Raw genomic sequence first — 25,323 nt, 5'->3', positions numbered from 1 at the left:
GCAGGTCATGCTCACCGGCGGCCGCGATACCTCTTACTTGGTGACCGTGAACGGCAGCTCGACCGCGGCACCCGACTCGGCGCCGGTCAGCGTGACGCCGGTGGCGCCCGGTATCGCCGCCCCGGGAACGCTGACGGTCTCACCGGAGACCACACCGTCGGCGTTGGCGTGCAGGGTGGTGGCGGCCAGCCCGGCGCCGAAGCTGCCGGTGACCGTCTCGTTCGGAGCGAACCCGGAGCCGTCGACGGTGATCGCCGTGGCCCGCGGCCCCTCGGTGACGGAGAGCTTCGCCTCCGGCTGATAGACCGGCGCCGCGCTCTCCGCGGTCAGGTCGACGTCGGCGCTCTTCGCGTGCGCCGCGACCGCCCCGGCCACCGTCGTGGTGAAGGTGACCGAGCTGCTGGTGAGGTCGTCCCACGCGGTGACGTGCACCGGGTAGGCGCCCGGCCGGGCGTACGTGTGCTTCCCGCTGATCGCCCCGGCCTCGTCGATCGCCGCGTCGGCGAGCACCGTGCCGTCGCCCCACTGGACGGTGGCGTGCTTGCCCCCGACGACCGAGCCCAGCTTCGCGGTCAGCTCCTGGCCGGCCGTCGCGGTCTGATCGGCGGGCGCGGTCAGCGCCAGCTCCGGCCGCGGCGTGCCGTCGTCGGCGATCGCGAAGAGGTGGATCCGGCCCGCCGAGCCGGGGTCGCCGGACTGGGCGGGCAGGGTCACCGAGACGAGGGTTTTGCCCTCCGGGATCTGGTACGGCGCGGTGGCGAACAGGAACGGCACGGCGCTGTCCCGGTCCGTCCCGTGCAGCCGGTACGCGGACTTGGCGACGACCACGTTGCCGAAGGCCGGCGTGGCGTTCGGGTTCGCGCCCATCGTCCAGTCGGTGAACTGGATCGGGATGCTCGCCGTGCTGCCGTCAGCGAACGTCGCCGTGCCGGTGGTGCTCTGGTTGCCCTGGGTGCCGGTGCCGATGAACGAGATGTTCCTGGCGTCGGCGGGCAGGTTCAGCGCGATCGTCTTTCCGTTGCCGATCGCGTTGTCCGGCTGGCCGGCCGGGGTCGCGGGCAGCGTGAACCGCAGCGCGGTCCCGGGCACGGTCGCCGACTTGCCCTGGGTGACGCCGGCCGCGGCGAGCGCGGTCCGGGAGTAGGCCCAGTTCTTCGCGTCGCAGTTGGCCCCGAGCACCCCGTCGTCACCGATGCAGACGGTGTCGAACGCGGCGGTCAGCCCGGACGGCGGCGCATAGGCCACGTCCACCCCGACGGTCGCGGAGTCCTGCCCGTCGCCATCGGTCACGGTGACCGACGCTTGATAAAAACCGGGCTTGGCGTACGTGTGGGACCCGCTCACGCCGTAGACCGCCCGCGAGCTGAGCACCGTCTCGGCCGGAGCGGCCGGCGTGCCGTCACCCCAGTTGATCGTCGCCTGGTACTCCGCCGGGGTGCCCCCGGTGACGGTAGCCAGCGGGATCGCGACCGCGGTGCCCGAGCGGGCCGCCACGTTCGCGGCCCCGGTCACCGTGACCGAGCCGCCGCCGAGCTGGACGTCGCCACCGGCGAGCAGCTCCACCTCAGCGAGGTTGGCCTGCTCGGCGCCCGCCGATTTGGTGACCGCCAGACGGAACCGGGTGAACCGGCCCGGCTTGTCGATCTTGAACGGCCGGGTCTGGTTGCGCCACGCGAACACCTCGCCCGCACGGGTGTCCAGGGTGGTCCAGGTGACGCCGTCCGGCGAGCCCTGCAGTGTCCAGTCGGCCGGGTCGCCGGCCTTCGCCCCCGAGGTCAGGGTGTAGTAGGTCGGCGCCTGCTCACCGCCCCGGAACGTCCAGTCGACCTGCGGGGTGGCCGAGTCGAAGGCCAGCTGGGTGGCGGACGAGTCGTCGAACAGCTTCGCCGCGTCCTGGCCGCCGCCGGTGGTCGCCGTGCCGAGGCCCGGGCCGGTCACGTCCTGCAGTGGCTTGGGCACCTCGTCGCCCTTGGTCAGCGACTCCGGCACCTCGTTCTTGCCGGTGAACCAGGACGACGGCTTCGGGCCCATGACGAACTCGAGCGTGCCGCCGCGGTTGAACACCGACGAGTCGATCGAGACGTTCTTCTGGTCCTTGCCGTTGACCCGGGCGTACTGGATGTAGACGTTCTTGACGCTGTTCTCGTGCGCCTTGACGACGATGTCGCCGGTGGTGCGGTGCACGGTCGCCTCGGTGAACAGCGGCGAGCCGATCGCCCAGCTGGACGAGCCGTTCTGCAGCGGGTAGATGCCCAGCGAGCTGAGGATGTACCAGGACGACATCTCGCCGTTGTCCTCGTCGCCCAGGTAGCCCTGGCCGATCTCGCCGCCGACGTAGAGCCGCTGCATGATCTCCCGCACCAGCGCCTGCGTCTTGGACGGGACGCCGGTGTAGTCGTACATGTACGGGATGTGGTGCGAGGGCTGGTTGCTCATGCCGAGCTGGCCCATCCGGACCGCCCGCGCCTCGAGCATCTCGTGGATCGTGCCGCCGTACCCACCGGGGTGGTCGGCCTTCTCCGGGGTGGCGAAGAACTTGTCGAGCTTCTTCTCCAGCTCCTTGCGGCCGCCGTAGAGGTTGGCCAGGCCCTGGCCGTCCTGCTGCGCGGTGAACGCGTAGTTCCAGCCGTCGGTCTCGGTGTAGACGCCACCCCAGTCCAGCGGGTCACCGTTGAGGAACGTGCCGTTGGCCTGGCGGCCCTGGAAGAACTTGGTCTTGCCGTCGAACAGGTTCACGTAGTTGCGGGCCCGCTCCAGGAAGTACTGCGACTCCTCCTTGAGCTGCGCGCGTCGCGCCTTCGGGGTGGCCGGGTCCTTGGCCAGACCGGCGGCCATGTTGCCCAGGCCGTAGTCGTTGATGAACCCCTCCAGGGCCCAGGACACCGACTCGCCGGTGGTGGTCGGCGTGTAGCCGAGGAACAGCGAGGTCTCGATGCCCTTGCGGCCCACGGCGCTGCGGCCGGAGGCGACCGTGGCGTCCTTGACCGCGGCGTCGTACGCGCCGAGCGGGTCGGGGAGCTTGACCCCGTTCAGGTACGCCTCGGCGAGCGCCACGTCCGCGCTGGTGCCGGTCATCAGGTCGGCGTAGCCGGGCGAGGACCAGCGGGCGATCCAGCCGCCGTCGCGGTACTGCTGGACGAAGCCGTCCGCCAGCTTGGCCGCCACGTCCGGGTAGAGCAGCGAGTACGCCGGCCACACCGTGCGGTAGGTGTCCCAGAACCCGTTGTTGACGTAGATCTGGCCGTCGACGATCTTCGCGCCGGTCGCGGTCGGGGTCGACGCGCCGGTGGCCGCGGAGACCGGGCTCGCGTACTGCCAGTGCGGCTGTGCGGCGGTGCCGGTGTTCTCCGACTGCGAGTTCGGGTACAGGTTCAACCGGTACAGGTTCGAGTAGAGCGTGACCAGCTGCGTCTCGGTCGCGCCCTTGACCTCGATCCGGCCCAGCCGGTCCTTCCAGGCCGCGGTCGCGGCCGCGTGCACCTGGTCGAAGCTGCGGCCGGTGACCTCCAGGTCCAGGTTCTTCCGGGCCTGGTCGACCGAGAGGAACGAGGTGGCGAAGCGCAGGGTCACCTGCGGGGCCGTCGCGATGTCGAAGGTGGCCGAGGTGGCCGCCGCCGCGGTCGGTGCCCGGTCGAACGTGCCGGCGTAGAACATCCGGCTGCGGCCGGCGGACAGGCCACTGCCGTTGTCCACCCAGCCGGTGACCGTGCCGTCGGTCCCGACCGTGAACGTGCCGTTCTGGAAGACCAGGCTCCCGGTGGCCTTGCCGGCCGGGAAGGTGACCTGCAGGACGCCGCCGTGATCGGTCGGCGACATCTGCGCGACCAGGCCGTTCTGCAGCTTCACCCGGTACAGGTCGGGCTGGGCCATCTCGTCGGTGTGGCTGAACGCGGCCGCCCGGCCGCTGGGCTGCCCGGTCAGCGGGCCGCCCTCGATGACCGGCATGACCGACATCTGGTTGCGGTCACCCATCCACGGGCTGGGCTCGTGCGAGATCGCCAGGCCCTGCAGCAGCGGGAGGTTCGCCGCGTTGTTGTCCCGGGCGTAGACGTACTCCCAGGAGTCCGAGGTGGCGTTGGTGACCGGCGTCAGGAAGTTGAAGCCGTTCGGCAGCGCCGCGATCGGCAGGTTGTTGCCGCGCGAGAAGCCGCCGGAGGCGTTGCTCCCGCGCCGGGTGTCGACGAAGTTGGTCAGCGCCGCGTTGTCGATCGCGGCCGGCGTGCCGGTGACCGTGACGTCGTCGATCCAGCCCTGGAACCGGGTGGCGGCCTTCGCGCCTGCGTTGTCGTAGGAGAGCAGGATCCGGTCGATCGTCTTGCCGTTCGCGACCGTGCCGAGGTCGGCCTGCACCGCGTTCCACTCGTCGGCGAAGAGCACCTTGGCGGTGCCCTGGCCGGACGCGGTGAGCGCGTTGCCGTGCTGGTCGACCGGGGAGCGCTTGCTCAGGTACGTGCCGTCGGTGAAGTGCAGGTCGATCGCCGCGAACGTGGCCGGGTACTGCAGGTCCTCGGCGGTCAGCTCGGGGAAGATCTTGTAACTGAGCCGGGACTTCGGCCCGACCGGGAGGTTCACGTCGAAGAGCTTGTTCGTCGCGTACGAGCGTCCGTCGCCCTCGGCCGCGCCGGCGTAGCGCAGCGCGGCGACCCCAGTGAAGCCGGCGCTCGGCCGCTGGTTGGCGCCGCGGACCGGGCCGGTGCCGGTGGCGCTGACCATCGGGGTGGCCGGCGGCCGGACGTCGGTGCCGTCGCTGAGGTCCCAGTCGGCGAGCTGCAGGAGCGAGTCACCGGAGTTCGCGGTGATGTTCAGCCGGTAGAACGCGTACGCGGTGGTGTTGGTGAAGGTGTAGGTGTTCGTCGCGAAGCGACCGCCGAAGGTCTGACCGGTTCGCTTGTCCAGGTCGGTCCACGCCGAGCCGTCGGCGGAGCCCTGCAGCGCGAAGTCCTTGGGGTCGCGGCTGGCCGCGTCGTTCGCCGAGGTCAGCGAGTACTTGACGACGGCCACCGGAGCGGACAGCTGGTAGGCGGCCCAGCCGGTCGGGGTGAACGCCAGCCACTTGGTCGACGACTCGTTGTCGGTGAGCCGGGCCGCGATCTCGTTCGGCGGGTTCTCGGCGCTGGCGGTCACCGCGGTGACCTTGCCGAGCACGCTGCCGGGCAGGCCGGTACGGATCGAGCCGGTCAGGTTGCCCTGCACCGGCTTACCGTCCGCGCCGGTCTCGGCGGTGCTCGCCGTGGGCTGCGGGTCGGTGGTCTCGAACGAGGATCGGAAGTCGCCGGCCGCCGGCGCGGCGCCGGCCAGGGTGGGAACGGAGAGCAGCCCGGCGGGCAGCAACAGCGCCGCGCCGACGGCCATCCACCGTCGGGACAGGAACGGAGAGGTCATGCAAACTCCAAGCGGAGAGGAAGCACAGTGGATCGCCCGGATCAATGATCGTGAGCCTCGCTCCCGGATGACAACGTTGTCAAGAAAAGACTTGGAAATAGGCCGGAAACTTAAGGGCCCGCCGTGACGGCGGGCCCTTAATGGTGTTATGGGGTGCTCTGCGGCTCTGGTGGATCGGACGGCGCCGGGCTGCTCGACGACGCGGACGGGGTCGGCGAGGACGCCGGCGGCACCGGGTCGGACGGGGTTGCCGACACCGAGGCCGACGGGCCCGGGGTGGTCGGGCCGGCCTGCGGCTTGCTGGCGATGGTGGTCTCCGGGAAGTCGAAGGTCCACCCGTCGGCGAGCAGGTCGGGGATCAGCTTGCGCAGCGCCTCGACGGTCTGCTTCCGATCGCCGCCGCCGTCGTGGACCAGCACCACCGCCCGCGGCGTGAGCTGCTGCTTGATCCGCTGCTCGATCACGTCGGCGCCCGGCAGCAGCCAGTCGTCCGGGTCGACGACCCAGCCCAGCGGGGTGTGCCCGGCCAGCCCGCCGGCCTTCGCCGAGGGGCCGAAGTCGCCGTACGGCGCGCGGTAGTAGGTCACCGTCGACCCGGGCGCGGCCTCGGCGATCGCGGCGTCCGCCTCGGCGATGTCCGCGGCGCTCTTCGCCGCCGAGATGATGCCCAGGTCGTCGTGGTGCATCGAGTGGTTGCAGAGCCGATGGCCGTCGGCGACGATCCGGCGGACCTGCTGCGGGTACCACGTCGCGTTCTCGCCGACCACGCAGAACGTGGCCTTCACGTGGTACTGCGCCAGCAGGTCCAGGACCGCCGGGGTGTAGTCGGACGGGCCGTCGTCGAACGTCAGCGCGAGCCGCTTGCCGGTGTGCTCGGTGTGCACGACCGGTTCGTACCCGGCCGCGGGGGCGTGCAGGTTCGCGACCGTGTCCGGGCTCTTCGCGTCGTGGCTCTTGCCGAAGTCACCCGCGTCCGAGCGGCCGACGTGCGCCGGCGCCGGCAGCGGCGTGGCCGGCTGCCCCTGCAGCGCCGACCGGGTGAAGGCGCTCCAGACCCGGGCCGGGATCGTGTCGCCCTCGATGCGTTTACCCGCCTTGTCCCGCAGCGGGCCGGGTTTCGCCCGGCCCAGCCAGACCGCGGTGGCCAACTCCGGGGTGTAGCCGGCCATCCAGGCGTCCTGGTTGTCCAGGGTCTCCCGGTACTGCTGGGTGCCGGTCTTGCCGGCCGCGGGACGGCCCGGGGTGAACCCGTTGTCCTGCACCACCGACCGCAGGACGGTGGACACGTCGGCGGCGATCTTCGCGTCGATCACGGTCGCGCCGGCGTCCGACCCGGTGTACCCGGCGGCCGCCCCGGTCACCGACTCCACGAAGTGGCGCTGGTGGCGGACGCCGTTGCCGGCCAGCGTCGCGTACACGGTGGCCAGGTCCCCCGGCGTGACCGGGTAGCGGCCCAGGGCGATGTCGCCGCGGGTCTTGCCGGGCGCCGGGTCACCCTTGACGTCCACCATCGACTTGGCGCCCTGGTACTTCTCCGGGATGCCGAGCTTGACGGCCATGTCGCGCACCCGGTTCGGGCCGATCTCCGCGGTCACCGCGTAGAACGGGGTGTTCAGCGAGTCGACCATCGCCTTCTCCAGCGTGCAGTTGGCGCACTGCAGGTTGTCGTGGTTGCGCAGCGGCACGCCCCGGTCCGGGAACAACCGGGGTGAGCTGCCGTCCCAGTGCGACTGATAGGCGATGCCCCGGCCCAGCGCGGCGGCCAGCACGATCGGCTTGAAGGTCGACGCCGCCGGGTGCAGCGCCGACGCGTAGTCGAAGTAGCCGCTGCCGTGCTCGCCGCCGTAGTACGCCCGCACGCCGCCGCTCGCCGGATCGACCGCGACCAGCGCCGCCTCCAGGCCCTTCGGCTGGCCGTGCAGCCCGGCGGCCACCGTCGTCACCGCGGCCTGCTGGGCGGTCGCGTCCAGCGTGGTGACCACCGACAGGCCCTGGGTGTGCAGCTGCTGCGAGGTGACCCCGTGGGTGGACAGCTCACGCTCCACCTGGTCGACGACCAGGCCGATCGGGCCGCCGATCGGGGAGCCGGCCGGCTGGATCGCCGGGTACTCCAGCGCCTTCGGGTCGACCCAGCCGTTGGCCCGGCCCAGGGCACTGATCCAGTTCCACCGGCGGCGGGCGGCCTTGGCGTCGTGCGCCGGGTCGAAGCCCCACGGGTCCTTGATCACCGCGGCCAGCACCGCGCTCTGCGCGAAGTCCAGCCGGTCCGGGGTGATCCCGAAGTACGCGTGCGCGGCGGCGGCGATCCCGTACGCCCCGCGCCCGTAGTAGATCGTGTTCAGGTACCGGTCGAGGATCTCGTCCTTGCTGAGCTCGCGCTCCAGGTTGACCGCGAGCGCGAACTCCCGCAGCTTCCGGTCAACCGTGACGGCCTGGCTGAGGAAGGCGTTCCGCGCGTACTGCTGGGTGATCGTGGAGGCGCCCTGGTGCGCGCCGCCCGCGTCGGCCACCATCGCCCGCGCCACGCCCCGGATGGACACCCCGGCGTGGTCGTAGAACTCCTGGTCCTCGGCGAGCAGCACGGCCCGCCGCAGCTCCGGCGAGATCGCCGACAGCGGCACGTCGTTGTGGTCGGTGGCGCCGACCCGGGCCAGGATGGTCCGGCCGTCACGGTAGTAGAGCACCGACGCCTGCGGCTCCGGCATGGCGCCGGGCACCGGCACGGATTCGACGTACGCCTCGGCCGCACCGACCCCCGCGGCGGTCCAGAACATCAGCACGGCGACGGCGACCGTCACGACCCTGCGCCAGCGGGGGGCTCGTTTCTCGGATTCCTCCTGCACACCCGCATAGACGGGGTTGGACCCCTCCTTTGTGGCATGTGATCTTCTGTTACCGCGTGGTCACTCCGGTTTCCGGCCGGTTGACCAGCGGTTTCCGGCGCGTTGCACGCATATACGATGACATATGTCTCTATTTCTCGCCCTCGTCCAACGGTGAGCCGGAGTCCTTGCGGCCGCGCTTCTGCAACCGGCGCTGCGAGCTGGCCGACATGTACTTCCCGGCCCGCGACGCGGATCCGTGCTCGGTCTCCCGCTCCAGGTAGTCCAGCGTCGCCGCCTCCTCGGCCAGGTCCGCCGCCAGCGACTCGGGCGCGTCGTCCCGGGCGTCCGCGATGTCCTGCCGGGCCTGCCGGATCTCCCGCAGCGCCGCCGCCGAGTCACCCTTGTTGAGCAGGTCGGAGGCGCGCCGCTTGGCCTGCTGGGCGCGCAGGTAGACCAGCTCGGTCCGGACCACCGGATCCGGCACCCGGCCGGCCGCCTGATCGCCGGGCACCACGTTCACGTGCACCGGGACGGTGACCGTGTGCTGGACCAGGGCCGGCAGCTCGACGTAGGTGAACGTCAGCGTCGCCACCTCGGTCAGGCCCAGCGCGGCCACCGCCGGGACGTCGAACGTCAGCACCAGCTTGCGGGTCTCCTCGGCGTAGAAGCCGCCGAGCTCGATCAGCAGCCCGTCGCCGACCGCGTTCGACGGCAGCTCGTTGACCACCAGGACCCCGCGCACCGCGGGCGTCAGCCGTACGTGCAGCGACGCGGCCTGCGCGGTCTGCGCGAGCAGTCCCTCGACCTCGCCGGCGATCAGCGCCGTCGCGGTGTCCGGCTCCTCGGCGAAATGCTCGTTGCCGGAGCCGCCCCGGGCCAACGCCGACATGATCCGCTCGTCGTAGCCCAGACCGAAGCCGAGCGTCGAGGTGGTCACGCCGTGCGCGTACGCCTCGGCGGCCACCCGGGACAGCGCGTCCGGATCGGTGACCCCGGCGTTCGCGTGCCCGTCACTGATCAGCAGCACGGTGGCCCCGGACCCGCCGGTCACCCGCCGCGCCTCCTGCAGCCCGCGCAGGTAGCCACCGGACAGATCGGTGTTGCCGCCGGTGCGCAGCCCGGCGATGGCCCGCTTCGCCGCCGCCTTGTCGGTCAGCCGGTCGGCCGGCACCGGGACGTCCACCCGGTTGTCGAAGACCACCAGCCCGAAGTTGTCCCGTGGGTCGAGCCGGTCGACGAGCGCGGCGAGCGCGGTCTTCGCCCCGTCGAGCCGGCCGCCGTGCATCGAGCCGCTGCGGTCCAGCACGACCTGCAACGTGTTCGGCGCGCGCACGCCGTCGGCCGGCGCGGGCGGGGCACTCAGCTCGATCATCAGCGAGACCTGGTCATCGGTCTCGACAGCGATCATCTCCACGTCGAGATGGGCGGTGATGTGCACGGCGGTCGCTCCTTTACCAGGTGCCACAGGCGCGCCGAGCGTAGTAGGCACCCGCCACCCGGCGGTAAGGTCCGGCGGCATGAGAGCTGCACAGATCGCCCAGCACGCGGCCGACCTGTCCCGCGCCGCCGCCTTCTACACCGACCTGCTCGGCACCCCGCCGACGGCCACCTTCGACCCGCCCGGCCTGGTCTTCTTCGACCTGGACGGGCAGCGGCTGCTGCTCGAACGGGCCGCGCCGTCGGCCCTGCACTACTACCTCGTCGACGACCTGCACGCGACGGTGGAGCGGCTGCGCGCGGCCGGCACGAAGGTGGAGTCCGAACCGCACGTGATCTTCACGCACCAGGACGACTCGCTCGGCCCGGCCGGCACCCAGGAGCTACAGGCCTTCGTCCGCGACTCCGAGGGCAACCTGGTCGGCCTGGTGGAGCAGCGCCGGGTGTGACCGCCCGGGACGAACGTGACGGAGGCCGGTGAACAGCTCCTCCCACCGGGCTCCGATGACCGGCATCTCGTAGTCGGCGGCGGTGGTGGCGGCGGCCGCGCCCATCGCGGCCCGCTCGGCGGCATCCTCGATCAGGCGGCTCAGACCGGCGGTCATACCCGCGACGTCCTCGGCCGGCACGAGTAGGCCGTTCACACCGTCGTCCACGACGTCCGCCGGGCCGGTCGGGCAGTCGAACGACACCACCGGCAGGCTCGCGCTCATCGCTTCGAGCAGGACCATCGGCAGGCCCTCCTTGCGGGAGCTGAGCGCGAAGATCGAGGCCCGGGCGAACTCGGCGTCGAGGGTCCGGCTGAGCCCGCGCAACCGGACCGCGCCGCCGAGGCCGTGCCGCTCGATCAGCGCGGCCAGGTCGGCCCGCAGCGGACCGGTGCCGAAGATGTGCAGCTCCCAGTCCGGGTGCCGGGCACGGACCGGCGCGAACGCCTCGATCAGCAGGTCGAAACCCTTCTGCTCGACGAGCCGGCCGGCGGCCACCACCACCCGGGCCCGCTCGCCGCCGGGCACATCCGCACGGGGCGGAATGCCGTTCGGCACGCGGACCACCCGGACCGCGTCGCCGAGCGCCGCCCGGTAGGCGGCGAGATCGGCACGTGTCAGCACCGCCACCGCGTCGAGCCGGGGGTACGCCCGGACCATCGCGGCCCGCGCGGCGGGGCGATAGCTCCCGAAGTTCATGTGATCCTGGCCGATCCGGATCAGCCGGCGGGGCGCCCACCACGCGGACAGCAGGTTGAGCGCGGGCCGGGTGCTGACCAGCACCCCGTCCGGCTGGGCGCGCAGGTAGCGGATCACCTTGAGGTCGAGCAGCGGGTCCCAGCGCCGGTACCGGCCGTCCTGCCCGTGCGGCATCGGGTTGCGCAGGCGCCGGGTCTTGCGCCACCACCGGGAGTTCGTGCCGGCCGGGTCGGTCCACCGCGCGCCGTCGTCCCGCCAATCGGTCAGCGAGACCAGCCGCACCCGCGGGTCGAGCGGGAGGATCGGGACCTCGGCGGTCCGGTACACGCTGGCGATCTCGACGTCGTGGTTCGCGCAGAGCGCGTCGGCCTGGTTGAAGACCGTGCGGATGGTGCCGCCGACCGCGTACGCGTTGTGGAGCAGATACCGGATTCTCACCGCCCACAAACTATTTTCCGATGTCAATAGCACCGATGCCCGCCCGGACATCGAGTGATTACGATGCATCAATGTCAGTGACACGAATGCGCAGGCTGGCGCTGGCCGTCGTCGCGGGGGTCGGTGCCACCCTGGCCGTCACCGCCGCGCCGGCCGCGGCCACCGGGGTCCCGCACATCCGCAACGGGGAGACCGTGCCGGTCTACTCCTACGAGAACGCGATCCGGGAGAGCGTCTGGGTGCAGACGCCGCTGGACAACGACGGTGACGGCAAGCGCGACGAGATCGCCGTCGACATCGTCCGGCCGCGCGAGACCGCCGCGCGACACCTCCGGGTGCCGGTGGTCATGGAGGGCTCGCCGTACTACTCCTGCTGCGGGCGGGGCAACGAGAGCGAGCTGAAGACGTACGACGCGAACGGCGTCATCGCCAAGGAGCCGCTCTTCTACGACAACTACTTCGTGCCCCGCGGCTACGCGTTCGTCGCCGCCGACCTGGCCGGCACGAACCGCTCCACCGGCTGCATGGACGTCGGCGGCCGGGAGGAGGTGCTCGGCGCCAAGGCGGTGATCGACTGGCTGAACGGGCGGGCCCCGGCCCGGCACGCGGACGGGACGCCGGCGGTCGCGACGGGCTGGACCGACGGCCGTACCGGAATGATCGGGAAATCCTGGGACGGTTCGGTCGCCAACGGGGTCGCCGCGACCGGCGTCGAGGGCCTGGCGACGATCGTGCCGATCTCGGCCATCTCCAGCTGGTACGACTACCAGCGCTACAACGGCGTGCTGCGCGCCCCGGACTACCCGGAGTTCCTGCACTCCTACGTCAGCGGGCGGCCCGCGGAGGCGTGCGCCGACGTCCTGACCGACCTCGATCAGGGCAGCGACGACGCGACCGGGAACTACAACGCCTACTGGGCCGAACGGGACTTCCGGCCGGACGCGCGCAAGGTGCACGCCAGCGTGTTCGTCGTGCACGGCCTCAACGACACCAACGTGACCACCGACCAGTTCGCGAAGTGGTGGACCCGGCTGGACGTACCGAAAAAGATCTGGCTCTCCCAGGAGGGCCACGTCGACCCGTTCGACATCCGGCGCGGCGCGTGGGTGGACACCCTGCACCGGTGGTTCGACCGCTACCTGCAGGGACTGCACAACGGCATCGACCGCGAGCCGCAGGCGACCATCGAGACCGCCCCCGGCACCTGGGTCAACGAGCGCACCTGGCCGGCCAGGGACGCGCGGCCGACCCGGATCCCGCTCGGCGCCGGCCAGCTGACCTGGGCGGACAACCCGGACCTGACCGAGGCCGAGGCGGTCGCCGACCCGGGCGCCGCCGTCCCCGGCCGGGTCGCGATCGTCTCCGCGCCGCTCACCCAGGGCGTGCGGATCTCCGGCTCACCGTCCGTGACGTTGCGCGTCAAGGTCGACAAACCGACCACCGAGCTGACCGCGCGGCTGGTCGACTACGGCGACGCCGAGCGGATCGACTACCTCAGCGGCGGCGAGGGCATCCGGACCCTGGACACCCAGTCCTGCTGGGGCGCCTCGACCGCGGCCGACGACGCCTGTTACCGCGACACCGCGGAAAATGTCGAGCTGAGCGGCCACGCGATCATCACCCGCGGATGGCAGGACGCCGCGCACCACGTCTCGCTACGCTTCGTGACGCCGCTGCGGCCGGACCGCTGGTACTCGATCACTGTCCCGCTGCAGGCCACCGACCAGCGCATCGCCGCCGGTCACACGCTCGGCCTGATCCTGCAGGCCAGCGACAACGAATACTCCACCCCGCAGTCCACCGGCGCGACGATCCAGCTTGACCTCCGCGGCAGCTCACTCACCCTGCCCCTGATCGGCCGCGTCCCGGCACTCGCCCCGGCCGCGACCACCAGCGCGAAGGCCATCCCGGCGCCGCTCGCCCCGCGCCACTTCCAGCCGCTCCTCCCCTGACCCGGGCGGGCGCCTGACTGATGAATGTCGGCCGGGCGCCCTCCTCATAAAGATCAAGAACTTCATTTCCTACGCTGCGGCCAATAACTGATCGTCGCTCCCGCGGGGACCCTTCCGACCCTCGCAGGGCGCTGGCGCGCCCAGAACGCGAGCGCCGAAAGGGCGACGTCCGAGGGTGGGCACGGTCCAAAAATCCTAACCCCGGGCGAGCCCGCCGAGCCGGTTGTCCACACCAGAGGGTTATCCACAGGCCACCGACACGATCATGACCATCTTCGATACGGTGATCTCGAGGGATGGGGGCCCCCGGAGGGTGGGCCCCTGCCCGCGGCCGCACCGCCGTGATCGTCCCCGGCCCGGCCGCGCCGGGCGGCCAGCAACAGCAACGCTGAGCAGCCGCGTCACGCTAAGCAGGCGGGTCACGCTTTGCAGGCGAGCCACGCCGAGCCGGCGATTGAGCCGGGCGGGCAGTCACGCCGGGCGGGCAGTCACGCCGGGCGGGCAGTCACGCCGGGCGGGCGGTGCTTCCGCGGACCACCAGGCGCGGGGTCTCGGTGCGGATGCTCTCCCGGGAGGCCGGGTTGTCGATCGCCGCGAGCAGGCTGGTCGCCACCTGGGCGCCGAGGGCGTAGGTGTCCCGGGACAGGCAGGTCAGCGCCGGGTGCACGATTCTGGTCAGCACCGAGTCGTCGAAGGACACCAGGGACAGCTGGCGCGGCACCTCGATGCCCATCTCCAGCGCGACGCCGAGTCCCGCGGCCGCCATCAGGTCGCTGTCGAAGATGATCGCGGTCGGCCGGTCGGCGCGGGACAGCAGCGCCCGAGTGGCGGCCGCGCCCTGGGCGTCGCTGAAGTCGGTCGGCACCGATTCGGCGTGCAGGCCACGCGCGGCGGCCTGTTCGTCGAGGGCGGCGGCGCGGCGGGCGGTGTGCTGGTAGACCGGCGGCCCGGCGACGTGCGCAATCCGCTGGTGGTCGAGCGTGGCCAGGTAGTCCACGATCGTCGTCATCGCCTCGGCGTCGTCGGCCCAGACGCTGGGCAGCCGGCCGGACTTGCCGGGCCGCTCGGAACCCCCGGGCCGCTCGGAGCCGCCGGGCCGCTCGGAGCCCGTGGGCCGCTCGGAACCTCCGGCCCGGTCGGAACCCGCGGGCCGCTCGGAGCCGCCGGGCCGCTCGGTGTCGCCAGGCCGGTCGGGGTCGCCAGGCCGGTCGGAGCCGCCGAGCAAGGCCGGCTCGTCGGAGTCGCCGGGTAGGCCGAGGGTGACCGCGGGCAGGCCGAGCTCGCGCACGACGGCGATGCGCGGGTCGTCGAGCTGCAGGTCGACCAGGACCAGGCCGTCGACGCGGTGCTCGGCGGCCCAGTGGCGGTAGAGGTCGATCTCGGCGGCGGTGTCCCGGACGATCTGGATCTGCACGGCCGACGACCGGGCGGAGAGGACGTCCTGCATGCCGTACAAAATCTGGGTGTAGAACTGCTCGGAGCCCAGCGTGCGCGGGTCACGGGCGAGCACCAGCCCGACGACGCCGGCCTGCGCGCCGCCGAGGGCCCGGGCCGCGCGGTGCGGCCGCCAGTTCATCTCGCGGGCGACCTCGAGGATCCGCGCGCGGGTCTGCTCGCTGACGCCGGGCCGGCCGTTGAGGGCGAACGAGACGGCACCCGGCGACACCCCGACGCGCTTGGCGATGTCCGCGATGGTGGGCCTGTTACTCACGGCGGCACAGTACTCCCGCTATAGCGTTTTAGCCAGCAGAACAGCGCGGAAACCCGAATCAACTCGAGCGTTGACTATAGCGCTTTAGTTCTCCACGATGATGTTTCGCCGACGTTTCCTGGTCGACGCCGATCGATGGCACAGGAGCTGAACCATGCGAATCCGAAACCTGACGGCCGCCGCCGCGGCTCTGGCACTGGCCCTCACCACCGCGGCCTGCGGCGACGCGAAGAGCGACACGAGCGGTACCAGCGACAAGATCACCGGCAGCATCACCCTGCAGACCTGGGCGCTGACGCCGAAGTTCACCGACTACCTGAACGAGGTCATCGCCGGCTTCACGGCGAAGTACCCGGGCACCAGCGTCAAGCTGCTCGACCAGCCGGGCGACGGCTACTCGGCGAAGGTGCTCGCGCAGGCCTCCTCGAACACGCTGCCCGACGTGATCAACCTGCCGCCCGACTTCGCCCTCCCGCTGGCCAAGCAGAAACTGCTCGTCGATGTCAGCAAGGACAACGACCTGAGCAAGACGTACGTGCAGGGCGGGATCGACGCGTACAAATTCAATGGGGTTGCTGGGGTTTTCGGGTATCCGTGGTACCTCAACACCGATCTGGACTACTGGAACGTCAAGCAGTTCAAGGACTGCGGGCTGGACGCGAACACCCCGCCGGCCACCACCCAGGAGCTGTTCACCCAGGCCGCGACGATGAAGGCGAAGTGCCCGGACAACTTCCTGATGAGCCGCAAGCCGGACGTCTCGGACTTCGTCCGGGCCGGCATCAAGATCATCAGCGATGACGGCAAGCAGTTCGTCTTCAACACCGATCAGGCCGCCGCGCTGGTCGACCAGTACAAGGACGCGTACGCCAAGGGCTACCTGCCGCCGAGCGTGCTGAACAGCGACTACCAGGGCAACTCGAAGCTGTTCACGCAGGGCAAGGTCGCCTGGACCACCGGCGGCGCGACCGGGCTGGCCGACTTCGAGCGGGACAACCCGAGCCTGAAGGGCCAGGTCACGGTCAGCAAGGCGCTCGACACCCCGCCGCTCTACGTGCAGGGCGTCAGCGTCTCGGCCAAGAGCAAATACCCCGCCACCGCCAAGGCGTTCGCCGAGTGGATCACCAACGCCGACAACCAGAACAAGTTCGGCCACCTGGTCAACATCTTCCCGTCGACCATTTCCTCGGCCTCCGACAGCTACTTCGGCAAGGACGACGGCACGCCGGCGGGCAAGGCCCGGGCACTCGCCTTCGGCGAGCTCAAGGACGCCAAGAACCTTATTCCGTACGAGGTCAACTCGGACATGCAGAAGTTGCTGGACCAGCAGATCGCGTTGGCCGTGAAGGGCGACGAGAGCGGCAAGAAGGCGCTCGACGACGCGGTCGCCAAGATGAACCAGATGCTGAGCCGGCAGTAGAAGCAGGTGGCGGCCGGAGGCCCCCCGTGTTCCTTCCGGCCGCCACCCTCCGAGGGGAACCCGTGAAGACTCAACGATGGTTCACGCCGTGGGTGCTCGTTCTCCCGGCGCTGGCCTGGCTGCTGGTGTTCAGCGTCTGGCCCTCGATCAACACGCTGCGGCTGTCGTTCACCGACGCCAAGCCGCTCGGCGGGGACGTCGACTTCGTCGGCCTCCGCAACTACACCGACATGCTGCACGACGGCGACGTCCGGACCGCCCTGCTGAACAGCGTGATCTACATGGCGATCTGCCTGCCGCTGCTGACGATCCTGCCGCTGCTGCTCGCGGTGCTGGTGGAGAAGAAGCTGCCGGGCATCGCGTTCTTCCGGACCGCGTTCTACGTCCCGGTCATCGCCAGCGCCGTGGTCGTCGGCCTGATCTGGACCTGGCTGCTCGACGACCGCGGCCTGATCAACAACCTGGCCCGGCACCTGCACCTGATCACCGAGCCGGTGCCGTTCCTGACCGACCGGTGGCTGCTGCTGATCAGCGCGATCAGCCTGACCGTCTGGAAGGGGCTCGGCTACTACATGATCGTCTACCTGGCCGCGCTCGGGAACGTGCGCAAGGACCTGCACGAGGCCGCGGCGATCGACGGCGCCGGCGCGGTGCGGCGCTTCCTGACCGTGACCGTCCCCGGCGTACGGGGAACGATGTTTCTGGTTTCGATTCTGGTGAGTGTGGCAGCGCTGCGGGTCTTCTCCGAGCTCTACATCCTGACCGGCGGCAAGGGCGGCCCGGGCGGCAAGGACCAGTCGCTGGTGATGCTGATCCAGCAGTACGCGGGCGGCTTCTACGGCGACTTCGGCTACGCGTCGGCGCTGAGCGTGCTGCTCTTCGTGGTCACGCTGATCCCGATGATCGTGCTGGCCCGGCTGAACCTCCGGAGCGAGCGATGAAGACGCTGCGCTATCTGCTGCTGATCCTGGTCCTGGCGATCACCGTCGGCCCGTTCCTGTGGGAGCTGTCCACCTCGCTCAAGGGCGCCGGCGAGGACATCTACACCACCACGCCCAGCTTCGTCCCGCACCAGCCGACGCTGAACAACTACGCGAAGGTGGCCGACGCCATCCCGGTCTGGCGCTACATCGGCAACTCGCTGGTGGTGGCGGCGCTGACGGTCGGCGGCAACATCCTGTTCGCCACCACCGCCGGGTACGCGATCGCCCGCCTGCGCTTCCGCGGCCGCGGCCTGGTCCTCGGGCTGTTCCTGTCCACGCTGGTCCTGCCCGGCGAGGTCACGATCGTCTCGCAGTACGTCACGGTCCGCGACTTCGGCCTGGCCGACACCCTGGTCGGGGTCGCCCTGCCCGGCATGGTCGCCGCGCTGAACGTGCTGCTGATGTACAACGCGTTCCGGGCCCTGCCGCGGGAGCTCGACGAGGCCGCGATCGTCGACGGCGCGACCGTCCCGCAACGGCTGCTGCGCGTCTCGCTCCCGGCCGTCCGCGGCACCCTGGCGGTCGTCGCGATCTTCGCGTTCATCGCGGCCTGGGACGACTTCCTCTGGCCGCTGATCGTGCTGACCTCACCGGAGAAGTACACGCTGACGGTCGGCCTGCAGTACCTGTCCGGCACGTTCACCCAGGACCAGCGCCTGATCGCGGCCGGCACGATGATCGCCTTCATCCCGATCGCGATCCTGTTCAGCGCACTACAACGCTACTTCTTCAAAGGTGTCGAAGAAGGCGGCGTGAAAGGATGACCCACCCGATGCGTTTCGGCGTCAACTACACCCCGTCGGCCGGCTGGTTCCACTCCTGGCTGGACTTCGACCCGGCCGCGGTCCGCCGGGATCTCGAGGCGATCGCCGCGCTCGGCGTCGACCACATCCGGCTGATGCCGCTCTGGCCGCACGTCCAGCCGAACCGGGGCCTGATCCGCCCGCGCGCGCTGGCCGACGTGGTCACCGTCGTGGACCTCGCCGCCGACCGTGGCCTGGACGTCAACGTCGACGGGCTACAGGGTCACCTGTCCAGCTTCGACTTCGTGCCGGCCTGGCTGTCCAGCTGGCACCGCCGGAACATGTTCACCGACCCGGACGTGCTCGCTTCGACCGCCGACTACCTGCGGGCGCTCGCCGCCGCGGTCGCCGACCGGCCGAACCTGCTCGGCGTGACCCTGGGCAACGAGGTCAACCAGTTCGCCGCGGCGCCGCACCCGTTCCCGCACCCGGTCACCGAGGAGGGCGCCGGGGTGTGGCTGGCCCGGCTGACCGACGCGGTGCGGGCCGAGGTCCGGCCGTCGACGCTGGTCACCCACGCCATGTACGACGCCGCCTGGTACGACGACACCCAGCCGTTCGGCCCCGCGCACGCGGTCGCGCACGGCGACCAGACGGTCGTGCACTCCTGGGTGTTCAACGGGGCGGCGCAGGCGTACGGCGGTCTCGGCGCCGGCTCGGTCCGGCACGCCGAGTACCTGTGCCGCCTCGCCGCCGCCTGGCACTCCGACCCGGCGCGCCCGGTGTGGTTGCAGGAGGTCGGCGCACCGACGAATGTGGTCAGCGAGCCGGATGCCGCGGACTTCCTGGAGGCCACCCTGCGCCACGTCGCCCGCATCCCCGAACTGTCCGGCATCACCTGGTGGTGCTCCCACGACGTCTCCCGGGACCTGCTCGACTTCCCCGAGCTGGAGTACGACCTGGGCCTGATCACCAGCTCCGGCAGGGTCAAGCCGACCGGGATCCGGTTCGCCGAGACGATCGCCGATCTGCGGAAGCCGGTGCCGGAACAGCAGCCGGTCGCCCTCGTCCTGGATGACACGGTGCCCGGCTACCGGGCCGCCGCCGGCCCCACCCGCGGGTTCTACCGGACCTGGCTCGAACTGGCCGGCGACGGCCCCGGCCCGCAGATCGTCCGCAGGTCCACGATCGGTGACTCCGCCCTGCTCGCCGCGCGCGGCATCACCGTCCTCAAGGAAGGGCACTGACCATGCACGACGACATCCCGCTCACCGTCGGGCGCGCGACCCGCGTCCTGACCGAGCGTGTCCGGCCGGCGATCCACACCGACGCCGTACCTCTGGAAGTGTCTTTCCATGCTCTTCCCGGTGAACCGATCCCGGTGGCCGAGGGCTTGGGCCTGGAGTTCGCCCCCTATGCCGTCGGCACGCCGTGGGGGCCGGCGTGGAACACCACCTGGTTCCGGCTGCGCGGTTCGGTGCCGCCAGAGTGGCAGGGACGGCGTGCGGAGGTCGTGGTCGACCTCGGGTTCGACGTCAACATGCCCGGGTTCCAGTGCGAGGCGCTGGTCTACCGGCCCGACGGCACGCCGGTGAAGTCGATCAATCCGCGCAACCAGTGGATTCCCGTCACTTCTGACGATATCGACCTTTATCTGGAAGCCGCCGCGAACCCGGTGCTCCTCGACTACCACCCCTTCCTGCCGACCCAGGAAGGCGACATCCAGACGTCGTCGACGCGGCCGCTGTACACGACCCGCCGGATGGATCTCGCGCTCTTCGACGAGCCGGTCTACGAGCTGGCGCTGGACATCGAGGTGCTGCTGGAGCTGCAGGCCGTGCTCCCGGCCACGGCGCCGCGGCGGATGCGGATCCTGCAGGCTCTCGACGACGCCCTGGACGCGCTGGATCTGCAGGACATTTCCGGCACCGCCGCTGACGCCCGCTCAGCTCTCGTGGACGTCCTCGCCGCGCCGGCCGAGCACAGCGCCCACCACGTGTCCGCGATCGGTCACGCGCACATCGACTCGGCCTGGCTCTGGCCGGTCCGGGAGACGATCCGCAAGGTGGCCCGGACGGCCGCCGGCATGACCGAGTTGATGGAGATCGACCCCGATTTCCGGTACGGGATGTCCAGCGCCCAGCAGTACGCCTGGCTCAAGGAGCACCGCCCCGAGGTCTGGGAGCGCGTCCGCAAGGCGGTCAAGGACGGGCGTTTCATCCCGCTCGGCGGCATGTGGGTGGAGAGCGACACGGTCATGCCGACCGGGGAGGCGCTGGTCCGGCAGTTCACTTACGGACAGCGCTTCTTCCGCGAGGAGTTCGGCGTGGAGAGCCAGGGGGTGTGGCTGCCGGACAGCTTCGGCTACTCCCCCGCGCTGCCCCAGCTGATCCGGCGGGCCGGGTTCCAGTGGTTCTTCACGCAGAAGATCTCCTGGAACCAGGTGAACAAGTTTCCGCACCACACGTTCCTCTGGGAGGGCATCGACGGGTCGCGGATCTTCACCCACTTCCCGCCGATGGACACCTACAACTCGCAGCTCTCCGGCGCCGAGCTGGCCAAGGCCACCAACCAGTTCCGGGAGAGCCGGGTCGCGTCGCACTCGCTCGCGCCGGTCGGCTGGGGCGACGGCGGTGGCGGCACCACCCGGGAGATGACCGGGCGGGCCGCGCGACTGCGGAACCTCGAGGGCAGCCCGACGGTCGAATGGGAGCACCCGAACGACTTCTTCGACAAGGCGCGCGCCGAGATGCCGCACCCGCCGGTGTGGGTCGGCGAGCTCTACCTCGAACTGCACCGGGCGACGCTGACCAGTCAACATCGGACAAAGCAGGGGAACCGGCGCAGCGAGCACCTGCTCATCGAGGCGGAGTTGTGGGCGGCGACCGCGGCGGTGCGGGCCGGGGTGCCGTATCCGTACGAGGAGATCGACCGGCTGTGGCAGCAGGTGCTGCTGCATCAGTTCCACGACATCCTGCCGGGGACGTCGATCGCCTGGGTGCATCGGGAGGCGGTGGCGGCGTACGCCGAGATCTGCTCCGCGGCTTCGGCCTTGATCGACGCCGCCTGCTCCGCGCTCGCCGGCGCCGGCGCCTTGGAGATCACGCTGAACCCGGCGCCGTTCGCGCGGGACGGCGTGGCGGCTCTAGGGGCCGGCGTGGCGGCCGTTGTGGATACTGCCCCTTTTTCCGGAAATATCCTATCGAATGACCTCGTGTCGGTGACGATCTCCGACGAGGGCCTGATCACCTCGGCGATCGACCTGGCGACCGGCCGGGATGTGATCGCTTCCGGTCAGGAGGGGAACCTCCTCCAACTCCACCAGGACTTCCCGAACATGTGGGACGCCTGGGACGTCGACCGCTTCTACCGCAACCGCGTCACCGATCTCCGCGCCGTCGAATCCCTGACCCGCACGGACAATTCGGTCACGATCGTGCGCGCGTTCGGCAAGTCCCGGATCACCCAGACGCTCACCCTCGCCCCCGGCAGCCGCGTGCTCCGCATCGACCAGGAGACCGACTGGCACGAGACGGAGAAATTCCTCAAGGTCAAATTCCCCTTCGACGTACGGGCGGAGCACGTCGCCGCCGAGACCCAGTTCGGCTACCAGAAGCGCGTCACCCACACGAACACCAGCTGGGAAGCGGCCAAGTTCGAGGCGTCCATGCACCGTTTCGTGCTGGTCGAGGAGCCCGGCTTCGGCGCCGCCCTGATCACCGACTCGACCTACGGCTACGACGTCACCCGCGACTCGGACCCGTCCGCCGGAGTCACCACCACGGTCCGCCTGTCCCTGCTCCGCGCCCCGCGCTTCCCCGACCCGGAGACCGACCAGGGCCGGCAGACGTGCTCCTACGGCCTGGTCATCGGCGCTTCGGTAGCCGAGGCCACCGAGGCCGGCCTGGCCCTGAACCTCCCCCCGCGGGTGGTCCGGGGCGCCCACGGCTTCGACCCGCTGGTCTCCCTCACCGGCGAGGGCCTCCTGATCTCGTCGATCAAGCTCGCCGACGACCACTCCGGCGACGTGATCGTCCGCCTCTACGAGTCCCAGGGCCGCCGCGCCACCGGCACCCTCCACCTACACACCGAGTTCACCGGGGCCCACCCGGCCACCTTGCTGGAGCACCCCGAGGGCGAGCCCCTCCCGCTGACCGATTCCGCAATCCCCCTCCACCTGACCCCCTTCGAAGTCCGAACCCTCCGCCTCACCCGCTGAAACGCCAGGGCCCGGCGGGTCACTCCCGCCGGAGCCTTGGCCGCGCATCTATCGGCCGGATAGCATCGGCCACGCCAGTCCACTGTGTTCACAGCTTCAGGGGAGCCCGCACATGAGCTAGCCGAGCACATCGCATTGCCATCGTCACCGCGACGAGTCCAGGCAAGGCAGCACTCTGCCATTTGCCAGGTCAGTCACGGGGCTCGCCGGCACAACGCCGACGACGAGACGGAAGGGAATGTCATATGGCTTTGGCTGCGCTGGCCCTCACGGTTGTGGTGGCGACCGTCTACGCACCCGTCGTGGCGCTCGGTGTCTGGTTGAGATTCTGCGCACGAACCGGCGCCGCCCCGAACCTCGACGACAAAGGACGGGTCTCCGTGCTCAGGGCGGGTGCCCTGTTTCCGGCCGCCATCTGGCTCGGCATGATCGGCTCAGCCGGGACTCTGCTGCGCGGTCAAGCACCGTCGGCGCTCCCGGGCGAGGATCCGGCGATCACCGACGATCAGGCCGCCGAAGTCTAGCGGCACACGATGTTTGCGTACCCTGCACGTTAGCTTGCAGGGTACGCAAACTTCCAGGTCAGAAGAGCTTGGCGGCGGTGATCACGGTTTGGATGATGCCGTAGCCCAGGAGGACGGCTACCAGGAGCCAGGACACGGCCAGGCGGACGCTCATGCCGCCACCTCCTTCTCGGCGACGGGTGCGGCCGGCTCGTGCAGGACGGGCGCGACCGGGCGGATCAGCAGGTTGGCGATGAACCCGACGGCCAGGACGCCGACCATGGTGAGCAGGGCCGGCTGGTAGGCCGACGACGTCAGGGTGCCGGGTTTGCCCTGGGCGTCCAGGAAGCCGTTGACGATCAGCGGCCCGGCGACGCCGGCGGCGGACCAGGCGGTGAGCAGGCGGCCGTGGATGGCGCCGACCTGGTACGTCCCGAACAGGTCCCGCAGGTAGGCCGGGACCGTGGCGAACCCGCCGCCGTAGAACGACAGGATCACGCCGGCCAGCAGGACGAACAGCGGGATCGACGAGTCGCCGACGGTGGCCAGCAGGAGATACAGCACCATGCCGACGCCGAGGTACACCATGTAGATGGGCTTGCGGCCGATCAGGTCGGACGTCGACGACCAGGCGAACCGGCCGGCCATGTTGAACAGCGACAGCACGCCGACGAAGCCACCGGCGGCGGCGACCGCGACCGCGGAGACGCCGTCCTCCCGGAAGAAGTCCTGGATCATCGGGCTGGCCTGTTCGAGGATGCCGATGCCGGCCGTCACGTTGCAGAACAGCACGATCCAGAGCAGCCAGAACGAGCGGCTCTTGATCGCGTTCCCGGCGGACACGCTGGCCGTGGTGACCAGCGACTTCGCCTTGACCGTGCTGGGGTCCCAGCCCGCGGGGCGCCAGCCGGGCGCGGGCACCCGGATGTTGGCGACCCCGAACATCATGATCAGGAAGTAGCCGATACCCAGCGTGAGGAAGAGCAGCACCAGGGCGTGACCGTCGGCGACCGACGTCGACACGCTCGGGTCGTAGTCGGCGTCGTAGTAGGACAGCAGTTGCCGGGAGGCCGGGCTGGCGATCAGCGCGCCGCCGCCGAAGCCCATGATCGCCAGGCCGGTGGCCAGGCCGGGCCGGTCCGGGAACCATTTGATCAGCGTGGAGACCGGCGAGATGTAGCCGATGCCGAGGCCGATGCCGCCGAGCACGCCGTACCCCAGATAGACCAGCCACAGCTGGCCGGTGCCGATGCCGAGCGCGCTGACCAGGAAGCCGGCCGCCCAGAAGCAGGCGGAGACGAACATCGCCTTGCGCGGCCCGTTCCGCTCCACCCAGGTGCCGCCGACGGCGGCGGACAGGCCGAGCATCACGATCGCGATGCTGAAGATGATGCCGATCGACGTCTGGCTGCTGTCGAAGTGGGCGATGAACGAGTTCTTGTAGACGCTTGTCGCGTACACCTGGCCGATGCAGAGGTGCACGGCGAGCGCGGCCGGCGGGATCAGCCACCGGCTGTAACCTTCGGGTGCCACGGTGTGTTTGTGATCGAGCGCGGATAACAGGGACATTTTTGACGCCTCCCCTCAGGCGCTCATCATCGAACGGTTTCGATCCGCAGTGCAACTATCCACGCGTCAAACTTCAAGAAACAGATCAAAATCGGTCCACGGTACGGACGTGAGTGGCGAAAACCACACCTGTGAATATCTCCCGTCGAGAGCGCTCTCTCACGGCTGCCCGGGACGTCGCGGCGCCGCGATCCGCAGGTCCGCCTCGATCGCCGCGACCGCGGTCAGCAGCGGCGGGAGCAGGCGTTCCCGGATCGTGTCGACGGTCGCCCGGGCCGCGTGCACGGAGATGTTCAGCGCGCCGGCCGCCGCCCCGGACCGGTCCCGGATCGGCGCGGCGATCGCCCGCAACCCCTCCTCCAGCTCCTGGTCGACGATCGAGTGCCCGTCCGCCCGGACCCGCCGCAACTCGGCCCGCAGCGGCTCGGGCGCGCAGATGGTCCGGTCGGTGAGCGGCTCCAGCTTGGCCCGCTCCAGGTATGCGTCCAGTTCCGCGGCCGGCAGCGCGGCCAGCAGCACCCGGCCCATCGACGTCGCGTACGCCGGGAACCGGGTCCCCACGTTGATCGCCACGCGCATGATCCGGCTGGTCGGCACCCGGCTCACGTAGACGATGTCGGCACCGTCGAGAACGGACAGCGAGCACGATTCGCGCACCTCGGCGACCAGGCGTTCCATGTGCGGTTCGGCCACCTCGGGCAGGGTCAGGCCGCCGAGGAACGCATACCCCAGCTCCAGCACCCGGGGGGTCAGCGAGAACAGCCGGCCGTCGCTCCGGACGTAGCCGAGATCGGTCAGCGTGAGCAGGAACCGGCGGGCCGCGGCACGGGTCAGACCGCACTGCCGGGCGACGTCGCTGAGGGTCAGTTCGCGGTGTTCCGCGTCAAATGCACGGATCACCGCCAGTCCTCGCTCCAGCGACTGAACGTAGTACGGTTCCCGCGTCATCGGATG

General features: G+C 70.5%; 15 protein-coding genes. 8 read left to right on the top strand and 7 right to left on the bottom strand.

Translation table 11 applies throughout. The features are described from left to right. Nucleotides 1-33: 33 nt before the first annotated feature. The 3 genes from L3i22_RS12720 to L3i22_RS12710 all read right to left on the bottom strand — a co-directional run bounded on the left by L3i22_RS12720 (nt 34) and on the right by L3i22_RS12710 (nt 9,645). Nucleotides 34-5,382, bottom strand: a complete 5,349-nt coding sequence (locus L3i22_RS12720; RefSeq protein ID WP_255658175.1) for a GH92 family glycosyl hydrolase — start codon at nt 5,380-5,382, stop codon at nt 34-36. 146 nt (nt 5,383-5,528) lie between these two features. Further along, the gene (locus tag L3i22_RS12715) at nt 5,529-8,180 is read right to left on the bottom strand and encodes a transglycosylase domain-containing protein (RefSeq protein WP_255658174.1); all 2,652 of its coding nucleotides are present in this window, start codon (nt 8,178-8,180) and stop codon (nt 5,529-5,531) included. Nucleotides 8,181-8,355: 175 nt separating this feature from the next. Beyond that, nucleotides 8,356-9,645 (bottom strand): VWA domain-containing protein, encoded by a 1,290-nt coding sequence (locus L3i22_RS12710; RefSeq protein ID WP_221327163.1) that lies wholly within the window; start codon nt 9,643-9,645, stop codon nt 8,356-8,358. 79 nt (nt 9,646-9,724) lie between these two features. Between L3i22_RS12710 and L3i22_RS12705 the strand changes: the two genes are divergently transcribed. Beyond that, complete coding sequence (locus L3i22_RS12705) at nt 9,725-10,093, top strand: VOC family protein (RefSeq protein ID WP_221327162.1); 369 nt, start codon at nt 9,725-9,727, stop codon at nt 10,091-10,093. On the opposite strand, the gene L3i22_RS12700 is transcribed toward L3i22_RS12705, so the two are convergent. Next, a complete protein-coding gene (locus L3i22_RS12700; protein ID WP_221327161.1) occupies nt 10,028-11,269 on the bottom strand; it encodes a glycosyltransferase family 4 protein in 1,242 nt (413 codons plus the stop codon). The genes L3i22_RS12705 and L3i22_RS12700 overlap by 66 nt on opposite strands. A gap of 71 nt (nt 11,270-11,340) precedes the next feature. Between L3i22_RS12700 and L3i22_RS12695 the strand changes: the two genes are divergently transcribed. Further along, the gene (locus tag L3i22_RS12695) at nt 11,341-13,221 is read left to right on the top strand and encodes a Xaa-Pro dipeptidyl-peptidase (RefSeq protein ID WP_255658172.1); all 1,881 of its coding nucleotides are present in this window, start codon (nt 11,341-11,343) and stop codon (nt 13,219-13,221) included. A 505-nt stretch (nt 13,222-13,726) separates the two neighbouring features. Here L3i22_RS12695 and L3i22_RS53445 read toward each other — a convergent pair. Then, the gene (locus tag L3i22_RS53445; protein ID WP_255658171.1) at nt 13,727-14,932 is read right to left on the bottom strand and encodes a LacI family DNA-binding transcriptional regulator; all 1,206 of its coding nucleotides are present in this window, start codon (nt 14,930-14,932) and stop codon (nt 13,727-13,729) included. 154 nt (nt 14,933-15,086) lie between these two features. On the opposite strand from L3i22_RS53445, the gene L3i22_RS12680 reads away from it, so the two are divergent. The 6 genes from L3i22_RS12680 (at nt 15,087) to L3i22_RS12655 (ending at nt 22,821) form a co-directional block, all read left to right on the top strand. Further along, on the top strand, nt 15,087-16,352 hold the full coding sequence (locus L3i22_RS12680) for an ABC transporter substrate-binding protein (RefSeq protein ID WP_221327160.1): 1,266 nt from the start codon (nt 15,087-15,089) through the stop codon (nt 16,350-16,352). 62 nt (nt 16,353-16,414) lie between these two features. Beyond that, nucleotides 16,415-17,293: a carbohydrate ABC transporter permease gene (locus L3i22_RS12675; RefSeq protein ID WP_221327159.1), complete on the top strand. Its 879-nt coding sequence runs from the start codon at nt 16,415-16,417 to the stop codon at nt 17,291-17,293. Further along, on the top strand, nt 17,290-18,099 hold the full coding sequence (locus L3i22_RS12670) for a carbohydrate ABC transporter permease (RefSeq protein WP_221327158.1): 810 nt from the start codon (nt 17,290-17,292) through the stop codon (nt 18,097-18,099). Before L3i22_RS12675 ends, L3i22_RS12670 begins: the two co-directional genes overlap by 4 nt. Next, nucleotides 18,096-19,325 carry a cellulase family glycosylhydrolase gene (locus L3i22_RS12665; protein WP_255658170.1) on the top strand — a complete coding sequence of 410 codons (1,230 nt, stop codon included), beginning with the start codon at nt 18,096-18,098 and terminating at the stop codon, nt 19,323-19,325. The genes L3i22_RS12670 and L3i22_RS12665 overlap by 4 nt, the downstream gene beginning before the upstream one ends. A 2-nt stretch (nt 19,326-19,327) precedes the next feature. After that, the gene (locus L3i22_RS12660; protein WP_221327157.1) at nt 19,328-22,297 is read left to right on the top strand and encodes a glycoside hydrolase family 38 C-terminal domain-containing protein; all 2,970 of its coding nucleotides are present in this window, start codon (nt 19,328-19,330) and stop codon (nt 22,295-22,297) included. A gap of 251 nt (nt 22,298-22,548) precedes the next feature. Further along, nucleotides 22,549-22,821, top strand: coding sequence for a hypothetical protein (locus L3i22_RS12655; RefSeq protein ID WP_221327156.1), 273 nt, complete (start codon nt 22,549-22,551; stop codon nt 22,819-22,821). A gap of 150 nt (nt 22,822-22,971) precedes the next feature. Here the strand turns inward: L3i22_RS12655 and L3i22_RS12650 are convergent, their stop codons facing one another. Both L3i22_RS12650 and L3i22_RS12645 read right to left on the bottom strand, forming a co-directional pair. Then, the gene (locus L3i22_RS12650; RefSeq protein WP_221329931.1) at nt 22,972-24,363 is read right to left on the bottom strand and encodes an OFA family MFS transporter; all 1,392 of its coding nucleotides are present in this window, start codon (nt 24,361-24,363) and stop codon (nt 22,972-22,974) included. 165 nt (nt 24,364-24,528) lie between these two features. Further along, nucleotides 24,529-25,317 carry an IclR family transcriptional regulator C-terminal domain-containing protein gene (locus L3i22_RS12645; protein ID WP_221327155.1) on the bottom strand — a complete coding sequence of 263 codons (789 nt, stop codon included), beginning with the start codon at nt 25,315-25,317 and terminating at the stop codon, nt 24,529-24,531. Nucleotides 25,318-25,323 lie beyond the last annotated feature (6 nt).

The sequence above is a fragment of the Actinoplanes sp. L3-i22 genome (genome assembly GCF_019704555.1).
Classification (GTDB): Bacteria; Actinomycetota; Actinomycetes; order Mycobacteriales; family Micromonosporaceae; genus Actinoplanes.
The sequence above is the reverse complement of the archived record's forward strand: the minus strand, read 5'-3'. Positions and strand labels throughout refer to the sequence as shown.

Coding starts and splice junctions, on each gene's coding strand:
- L3i22_RS12705 (WP_221327162.1), top strand. CDS start 9,725: ATGAGAGCTGCACAGATCGCCCAGCACGCGGCCGACCTGTCCCGCGCC.
- L3i22_RS12665 (WP_255658170.1), top strand. CDS start 18,096: ATGACCCACCCGATGCGTTTCGGCGTCAACTACACCCCGTCGGCCGGC.
- L3i22_RS12645 (WP_221327155.1), bottom strand. CDS start 25,317: ATGACGCGGGAACCGTACTACGTTCAGTCGCTGGAGCGAGGACTGGCG.
- L3i22_RS12720 (WP_255658175.1), bottom strand. CDS start 5,382: ATGACCTCTCCGTTCCTGTCCCGACGGTGGATGGCCGTCGGCGCGGCG.
- L3i22_RS12680 (WP_221327160.1), top strand. CDS start 15,087: ATGCGAATCCGAAACCTGACGGCCGCCGCCGCGGCTCTGGCACTGGCC.
- L3i22_RS12695 (WP_255658172.1), top strand. CDS start 11,341: ATGTCAGTGACACGAATGCGCAGGCTGGCGCTGGCCGTCGTCGCGGGG.
- L3i22_RS12660 (WP_221327157.1), top strand. CDS start 19,328: ATGCACGACGACATCCCGCTCACCGTCGGGCGCGCGACCCGCGTCCTG.
- L3i22_RS12670 (WP_221327158.1), top strand. CDS start 17,290: ATGAAGACGCTGCGCTATCTGCTGCTGATCCTGGTCCTGGCGATCACC.